The organism is Methylobacterium sp. WL18, from assembly GCF_008040015.1.
Classification (GTDB): Bacteria; Pseudomonadota; Alphaproteobacteria; order Rhizobiales; family Beijerinckiaceae; genus Methylobacterium; species Methylobacterium mesophilicum.
Genome location: NZ_VRVD01001186.1, coordinates 1 through 687, shown reverse-complemented (window position 1 = coordinate 687; position 687 = coordinate 1). Strand labels below are relative to the sequence as shown.

At 71.3% G+C, this 687-nt stretch carries 1 protein-coding gene; it reads left to right on the top strand.

Annotated elements, in window-relative coordinates; all coding sequences use genetic code 11:
• Positions 1–369: 369 nt before the first annotated feature.
• On the top strand, positions 370–687 hold a 318-nt coding region (locus tag FV228_RS31710; protein WP_348645079.1), incomplete at its 3' end, for a biotin/lipoyl-containing protein.

The window sequence follows — 687 nt, the reverse complement described above, 5'->3', positions numbered from 1 at the left end:
GCCCTGCACGCGCTGGCCGAGGCCGGCACGGTGCCGCGCGCCACGGTCGCCGAGGCGATCCGGCGCTATGGGATCGACGCGGACACGCCGGCGCCCTGGACGATCTGAGGGGCTGCCCCCCGACCCGAGCAACTCCAACCCGCGCCCTCATCCTGAGGCGGCGGAGCGAAGCGGAGCCCTCGAAGGAGCCCTCCAGCCGGCCGCGCGATCCCTGGAGGCCTCCTTCGAGGCTCGCTTCGCTCACACCTCAGGATGAGGGGTGTGGGTGGGAGGGAAGCCAGAGCGCGAACGCACTGCGCGCGGCCCGACCCCGGACCTCGCCCCGCCAAAAACCAGTCCGCCCACGACAAGCCACGGAAACCCGCCCGCATGAGCGCCGCGCTGCAGATCGCCCTCCCGGATATCGGCGATTACCGGGACGTGCCGGTGATCGAACTCCTGGTGAAGCCGGGCGACCGCCTCGCCGTGGACGACCTGATCCTCAGCATCGAATCCGATAAGGCGACCATGGAGGTCCCTTCCCCGGTTGCCGGCACCGTGCGGGAATTGCTGGTCGGGATCGGATCGAAGGTCTCGGAGGGCACGCCGATCCTTGTGGTCGAGCCTGCCGAGGGCGGTGAGGCGGCCGACGCGCCTCTCCCTCCCCCCTCTGCGGGGGAGGGTACCCTGCGAAGCAGGGGGGGAGAG